At 47.8% G+C, this 6730-nt stretch carries 8 protein-coding genes; 4 read left to right on the plus strand and 4 right to left on the minus strand.

The window, feature by feature from the left end; all coding sequences use genetic code 11:
• Positions 1–31: 31 nt before the first annotated feature.
• The 4 genes from A8707_RS27280 to A8707_RS25100 form a co-directional block, all read right to left on the minus strand.
• On the minus strand, positions 32–229 hold the full coding sequence (locus tag A8707_RS27280) for a hypothetical protein (RefSeq protein WP_074382584.1): 198 nt from the start codon (positions 227–229) through the stop codon (positions 32–34).
• Between the two features lie 15 nt (positions 230–244).
• Positions 245–1330, minus strand: coding sequence for a DNA polymerase IV (gene dinB, locus A8707_RS25090; RefSeq protein ID WP_068820051.1), 1086 nt, complete (start codon positions 1328–1330; stop codon positions 245–247).
• Between the two features lie 21 nt (positions 1331–1351).
• Positions 1352–1633, minus strand: a complete 282-nt coding sequence (locus A8707_RS25095) for an HU family DNA-binding protein (protein WP_068819333.1) — start codon at positions 1631–1633, stop codon at positions 1352–1354.
• A 143-nt stretch (positions 1634–1776) separates the two neighbouring features.
• The gene (locus A8707_RS25100) at positions 1777–2838 is read right to left on the minus strand and encodes an FUSC family protein (RefSeq protein WP_068820052.1); all 1062 of its coding nucleotides are present in this window, start codon (positions 2836–2838) and stop codon (positions 1777–1779) included.
• A 635-nt stretch (positions 2839–3473) separates the two neighbouring features.
• On the opposite strand from A8707_RS25100, the gene A8707_RS30005 reads away from it, so the two are divergent.
• The 4 genes from A8707_RS30005 (at position 3474) to A8707_RS30770 (ending at position 6570) form a co-directional block, all read left to right on the plus strand.
• Complete coding sequence (locus A8707_RS30005; RefSeq protein WP_231948465.1) at positions 3474–3650, plus strand: hypothetical protein; 177 nt, start codon at positions 3474–3476, stop codon at positions 3648–3650.
• A gap of 210 nt (positions 3651–3860) precedes the next feature.
• The gene (locus tag A8707_RS30010; RefSeq protein WP_231948466.1) at positions 3861–4433 is read left to right on the plus strand and encodes a transposase; all 573 of its coding nucleotides are present in this window, start codon (positions 3861–3863) and stop codon (positions 4431–4433) included.
• Positions 4434–4857: 424 nt separating this feature from the next.
• Positions 4858–6228 carry a hypothetical protein gene (locus A8707_RS25120; protein ID WP_068820056.1) on the plus strand — a complete coding sequence of 457 codons (1371 nt, stop codon included), beginning with the start codon at positions 4858–4860 and terminating at the stop codon, positions 6226–6228.
• 219 nt (positions 6229–6447) lie between these two features.
• Entirely contained in the window at positions 6448–6570 is a 123-nt protein-coding gene (locus tag A8707_RS30770) for an SHOCT domain-containing protein (protein ID WP_414858413.1), read from the plus strand.
• Positions 6571–6730: the final 160 nt, after the last annotated feature.

Consider the following 6730-nt stretch of genomic DNA (forward strand, 5'->3'; position numbering starts at 1 on the left):
GGGTTCTAAATAGAGTGCCCGTGATCCTCTATCAACCATCTGGAAACTGCCAACAGGCAATGTGTTCCACACTCTTGCTGCCACAAACGCAAGGTTCCGGTTTAGAGGCAACCCACTCATGGTCACAGGCTCGACAGTGACAAAGAATATTGTGACGGTCTGCTTCCTCCAGGCGTTGCTGCCATTCCTTCAGTTCGGTTGAAGTGAATTGAGGTTGAGGGTCTGACATTGAAAGGCTCCACCGCTAAAACAACACCAACTGAATCGACGATTCGAGGTGAGAAGCTCTGAATGACTGCTCCTCACCTCCTAAATTAGACAGCGAGATTCCCAACAGCCGCACATTTCGCCCCTCCAAATTAACCGCCTCAAACAACGCCTGCGCTAAAGCCACGATCGTCCCCACTTCACGAATTTCACTGATCACCGTCCGACTGCGGGTGATTTGTTGATAGTTCGCAAACTTTATCTTCAGCGTGATCGTCCGCCCGCCAGTTTGGTGACGCTTCAGCCGTTGATAGACGGTTTCAGCGATCGTCTCCAGTTCATGCAGCATCACCGCCTGATCGCTTAAGTCTTGAGCATAAGAAGTCTCTGCCCCCACTGATTTACGCACTCGATTCGCCTCGACTCTGCGATCGTCCTGTGCCCTGGCAATCTTGAAGTAGTAGTGCCCAACCTTGCCAAAGTGCTGCACTAACTCAGGTTCAGAGCGCTGCTTTAAGTCGGCTCCCGTGTGAACGTTCAACTCGTGCATCTTGGTGGCGCTAACCTTGCCGATGCCGTGAAACTTCTCTATCGGTAAGGATTCCACGAACGTCTCCGCCTGCTCAGGGAGAATCACCGTCAAGCCATTGGGCTTGTTCAGCCCCGATGCCATCTTCGCTAGAAACTTGTTAAAAGAAATGCCTGCTGAAGCCGTTAAGCCTGTCTCTTTGAAGATAGAAGCTCTAATCGCTCGTGCGATCGTAGTGGCATAAGGCAATCCCAACTTATTCTCTGTGACATCCAGGTAGGCTTCATCCAGTGCCACTGGTTCTACCAGGTCTGTGTGCTGCTCAAAGATGGCGCGAATCTGCTGCGAGATTGACCGATACACGTCAAAGCGGGGTGGAACGAAAATCAGGTGAGGACAGCGCTGAATCGCAATTTTAGATGACATTGCTGAATGAATGCCAAACGTTCTCGCCTCATAGCTAGCTGCACAGACGACACCTCGCTGATTAGGAGTTGCACCCACAGCAACGGGCTTGCTTCGATAGCGCGGATGATCTCGCTGTTCAACCGAGGCGTAGAAAGCGTCCATGTCGATGTGGATGATTTTTCGCATCTCACTGCCTCATCGCTTCAACTAATCGCTAGGTGCCACTTTCTCTTTAAAGGCTTTCCCGGCAGAAAAGGCAGGAATCCGAGTCGCCGCGATCGTCATCTTGTCGCCCGTTTTAGGGTTGCGTCCCTCTCTTGCCTGTCTATCTCGCGGCTCAAACGACCCAAAACCGACCAGCGAGACTTTCTCCCCTGCGGAGACTGCCTCTACGATCGAGTCAATGAGTGCAGTCAAAACGACATCAGCATCTTTTTTACTGACCTCTGCCTTCTCCGCAATGGCATCAATGAGTTCACCTTTATTCATCGCCCTTTGTCCTCAACACGTCGCCGCCATTGTAGAACAGAAGTAGAAAGGATATAAGTGTACTATGAAGTTCTCTAGCCACTCCTCAACTCGTCGTCTCCATCATCTGACAGAACCCATCAACCTGCTGATCTCCTGTCAAGTCACTTAATTCTCTGACTTCTGTGCAGCCAAAGTTCAGGGTAGGTGACGGCGGTTCCCATTGCCGTTAGAACACAGCCAATCAACGTTGCATAGAACCGCACAGGCAGTAACTCCCGATCTCCGCCTTGATTCAGAGTCAGCAGATCAATCATCACCATCACCAATACCGTAATCGCTGCACAGCACAGCGTGTAATTTCTAGCTAAACCGATGGGGATGAGTGGAGCCGCCAGAAGAATGCAGGCAATCAGAAGGTTGGGATCATGGATCGAGGTAATAATTTCTTCCACCAGCAGCACGCCAATCAACGTTCCCACGATCCGTTGAGAAGTCCGCTGAACGGTTGCACGGCTATCGGGCTTCATCACCAATAAAGTAGTCGCAGCAACCCAAAACGGACGAGGCAGATGGAATAAAAAACTCCCTCCCAGGGCGATCGCAGCAACTATGCCATAGCACAGAGCAAACCGTAACCCTGCCGTTTGTTTGGATTGAATGCGCTTCCAGCCTTCGCGTAGGTCAGGCGCACCGTCCAAAGGATTCGATCCCAAAAGCCAATGCTGGATCGCTAATACAGTGGCTGTCCACAATCCACCGATCAAAAAGACAAAAACGATGCTTTCATCAACCGGAATTAATTGAGTGTCAAAGGCGGCAAGCTGCAATGCCCCAAACAGAAAGCCCAGCACCGCAAACCGCACCATGATTTCGAGTGCCGCATGAGCGCTATGTAACCATCCGGCAATCGTGCCCAGAACGAGCACTCCTAATACAATCATCTCAGGGGAGTGACTCAGGACGCTACCGAGTTGAGCACAGCCCGTAATGAGGACAGAACCCGCTAGAGTGGCAAGGAGTCGATCTTTCGGACGGGCATCGACATTCGCAACATTCACAACGTACATACTGCCAATTAGGGCAACCACTCCATAACGGAGCATTCCTGTTGCGGAGCCAATCACCAGCGGCGCGCCGATGCTCAGCGTATAGCGAACTGCTTTATCCCACGGTAGAGATTTTAGAGTGAGCCATGTCTGATGGAGTCTGGTTTGCTGCACCATCGTTGAGCCTATCCATTTGCCTGATGAACTAACGTATTGTTTTTAAGGGTGCAGCACCATCCCCCATCGGCGCGAGTTCTAAATTAAATCAGTCGCATAGCCAATCCTGAGTTCTAACTCAAGTCATCCCGCTCAGGAGATCTAGGATTGCCTCAGAGACTTGATGAATTTCGTGTTCAAGGCTCACAGACCTGACTTCGAGCGTGCTGGCGTTCCTGATATCCAGTTTATAACGGTTTAGGCGATCACCTAGAGCAAGCCACCCTCGCCAAAGCCTTCCGGGGAGAGTTAGTTCCCCAAGATCCCAACGATGAACCCGCAGCGGCATTGCTGAAGCATATTCTCATCGTAAAGCAAGCCCAGCCAACGACCAAGCGTCAGCGCACCAAAACCCAGGCTAGTATTCCAACACAGTTAAACACTCAGATGTTTAGATGTTTAGACATTCAATCGTCTTGTCTTGAGTCTAGCCTCGATCTAGCAATGCTTTTACGATCGCGCTCATCTCCTTCAACTGGTTGCGGGTTTTCCCGCCTGGGTGAATTTGTCTGAAAGCTCCTGTTTGCGGGGGCTTCTATCGTTTCTGACTAAAATAGCTCAAGTCTCTTTAGTATTGATAGTCGATAGGAGAAAAGATGGCTCAATCTCAACCGTGGCAATGGATTCCCACGCATTTGACCTTAGAACAGTTTGAGCTATTTGTCTTGCCCCACCTGCACATCGGCAGTCGTGGACCTCAGCCAAAGCTCTCTTTGCACGCGGTCTTTAACTATATTTTGAAACTCTTGTATAGCTACCGCCACATAGGTTAGGACAGGGACATTTTTGGCAGCACGCGAAGCACACTACCAAAAATGTCCTAAGCAAAGTGGCGATGGCTATACCTTGGCTGCCAGTGGAAAGAGCTGCCGATCGAGAAGAGCAAAGCGGGGCAACCGGAGATTCATTACACCCGGATCTATTCCGCCTTTCGGCGCTATGAGTACCAGGGATGCTTTGATGCTATTTTCGAGGGTTCCGTTTTGCAGCTTCACCAGAAAGAGCACCTCGATACCAGCGTCATTCATGGGGATGGGACGACGACCGCAGCAAAGAAAGGGGGCGACAATCTCGGATTCAGCGGGCACAAACATTTGAAAGGCGACAAAGTGGTTGCTTTCTGTGATCGTAACTGCAATGTGATTGCTCCTTTTATTGCCGCACCCGGCAATCGGAATGAATCACCGCTGTTGCAGGCAGCACTGCCGCAAGTGTCCCGCATCGCCAAGCAGGTCGGACTCGACCTGAACCAGGCCCTCGTCAGCTTGGATGGGGTCTACGATAGCCGAGCGAACCGCAAAGCCATTTTCAATCGCGGTATGGTGCCGAATATTCCTGAAAATCCTCGCGGCAGAAAGACTCCGAAGCGGGGACGCAAACCGATTTTTGATCCAGCAATCTTGAAGGAACGGTTTCGCACCATTGAGCGAGTCTTTGCCTGGGAGGATAAGTTCCGTCGCTTACTGCTGCGCTTCGAGCGGATCAGTAAATTGCACTACGCCTTGAAAACCCTGGCATACACCCTGATCAATCTCCGACATTTCTGCCAAAGCTAACCCCTGCGTCATCCATCCCTTTTGAGGTCTTGGCAACAGAGACCCAGAATGGTCGTGCGTTGAAAACCGGAATCGGGGGAAAAGCGGCAGGGAGACGATCAAAACAGATCGTTCTTTTCCTTTGAAAGCTCAATTTGACCTTGCTATTCAATATTTCGCATCAACTTTTAGGCAAAACCCGCAACCAGTTGCCGGCTTAAATTGGTAGCCTAAGAAATAGTAAGACCCTGTCCACAGTTATAGCCATCGCCACTTTGCTTAGGACATTTTTGGTAGTGTGCTTCGCGTGCTGCCAAAAATGTCCCTGTCCTAACCTATGTGGCGGTAGCTATAAATCAGGGTTTGAGGCACAAACCCTGATTAAATTTTGTCCGGAGTATTGTCCTAGAGCAAGAACTACTATAAAACCCTTCTTAGTAAAATTATGACTACCGCTCAACCAAACCCTGTAGAACTTGCCAAGCAAGGTGATGTACGTGCGATCGCTTTTCTAATTAATCGCTCTCTTCAATCAAAGGGCATCCTGGCAAAACCTGTTCTCAAAGATGGTTGCCTACGGGTCATGCTAGAAGCTGCTCAGACACCCGACGAGCAGACCCTAGCTCCATTTATCTACAAAGGTGTTATGGGCTTAGGAATTGCCTCAGTCAGAATGCTGAAAGTCTATGGGCGGAAGACGGGTAGTAAATCTCTATCCTGGAGTCGGGAATTTGATCTACAAGAACAATCTTTCTCTTCAGCTAGCCCGGTATCTCTACAGTCCACTAGCTCTCAAGTATGCTCACCAAAACAGCCAAGCACAGTCTCACAGCAGAAAGTTCAGCAGGAAAAAACTGCACTGAGTGACCATCTACTTCTGGAATGCAAGGGTGAAAATGGAATTCTTGTCCTAACTGAGCTAGGAGTTGTGATTAAGCGGAAGGGAGGGATTTTAAGCCCCTATAAGAAAGGGGAAAAGCATATCTCCTATGGTGATATCCTAAACCTTCAATATGAAAGATCAAAGTTGATGTCACCGGGATACCTCTACTTCCAGTTACCAGACTCAAAAATGGAAGTTACCTTTTTAGAAGCAAATGGTAGTGAAAGTGGGGTAACTTTTTTGTCAAGTCAAGTACAAGACTTTGATAAGGCAAAGGAAATTCTCACTGAAAGATTTAATATTCAAAATAATCAATCTGCACAGGAGGTTGTTTTGAAGTGTAAGGGTTATGACGGCTTTCTTATCTTAAAGGATGCAGAAGTTGTAATAAGAAAGAAGGACTTCATTGGGATCAAAGACAAGGATATAAGCATTCCCTATGGTGATATTGTAGATTTTCAATACCGTAGATCGAATTTGGTGTCGCGGGGCTTTATCTACCTACAGCTACCAGGGGCAGCAAAGGAAATCACTTTTTTGAGTGCCAACATATCAGCAACTTCAATCACTTTCACACACGAGAAAGCGCATGATTTCGATCGGGCGAGAGATATACTTGTTCAGAAAACTAACCCGAATAAATACGATAATGTATTTGAAGGGCGAAGTGGAGACCTAATCTTGACGAAGACAGGAGTCATTATTAAGAGAAGTGGAGGTTTGTTGAATAGTCATAGCACTGGCGAGAAAACTATTCCATATAAAAGCATTACTGCTGTGCAATTTAACAATACTCTGGACAGTTTTTTGAACGGTTCTATAGGGCTTTCAGAACTAGCAGTTCAAGGATCGAGCCATTTTTTCAAAGTTAGCTCTGCCCCTGACTTGGAAAAAAAGATCTTGCTTACGGCAGGATGCGGGTTTGAGCCTTAAAACCTGCTCAAATTTTGTCCGGAGTATTGATTTAAGAAAGCTGATTTAACAGTAGGCTTCATTCAGTTAACCCTTAAAGGAGGAGTAGAAGCAAAAGGTGGGGCTTTTGAAGCTGTTACCGACGAAAACACCGTTACTTTTGGGACTGAAGAGAAAACGCAAGAATTTGAGAGAGCTAAAACTATTATTGGGCAAAGAATCATCGAGGCTGATAGTGTTATTCCAGTAGCTAACAATAATAGTGATCTAGATCAATTAGAGAAACTAGCGTCTCTAAAAGAAAAGGGAATCATTTCTGAAGAAGAATTTCAAGCTAAGAAGAAACAGATCCTTGGGTTATAGGTGGGGCAAACGGGGAATTCGGACAAAATCGTACGCTAAGCCTAAAAGTCTTTTCCTGTATGGCTTACAGGATTTTATAATTTACTTGTCCGGTGTCCTAATCAGGCTAATATTGCCATCCCGCCCAAAACGTAAAGTTAGCCACACAGGCTATCGAAAG

This window comes from Phormidesmis priestleyi BC1401, from assembly GCF_001650195.1.
Lineage (GTDB): Bacteria > Cyanobacteriota > Cyanobacteriia > Leptolyngbyales > Leptolyngbyaceae > Phormidesmis_A > Phormidesmis_A priestleyi_B.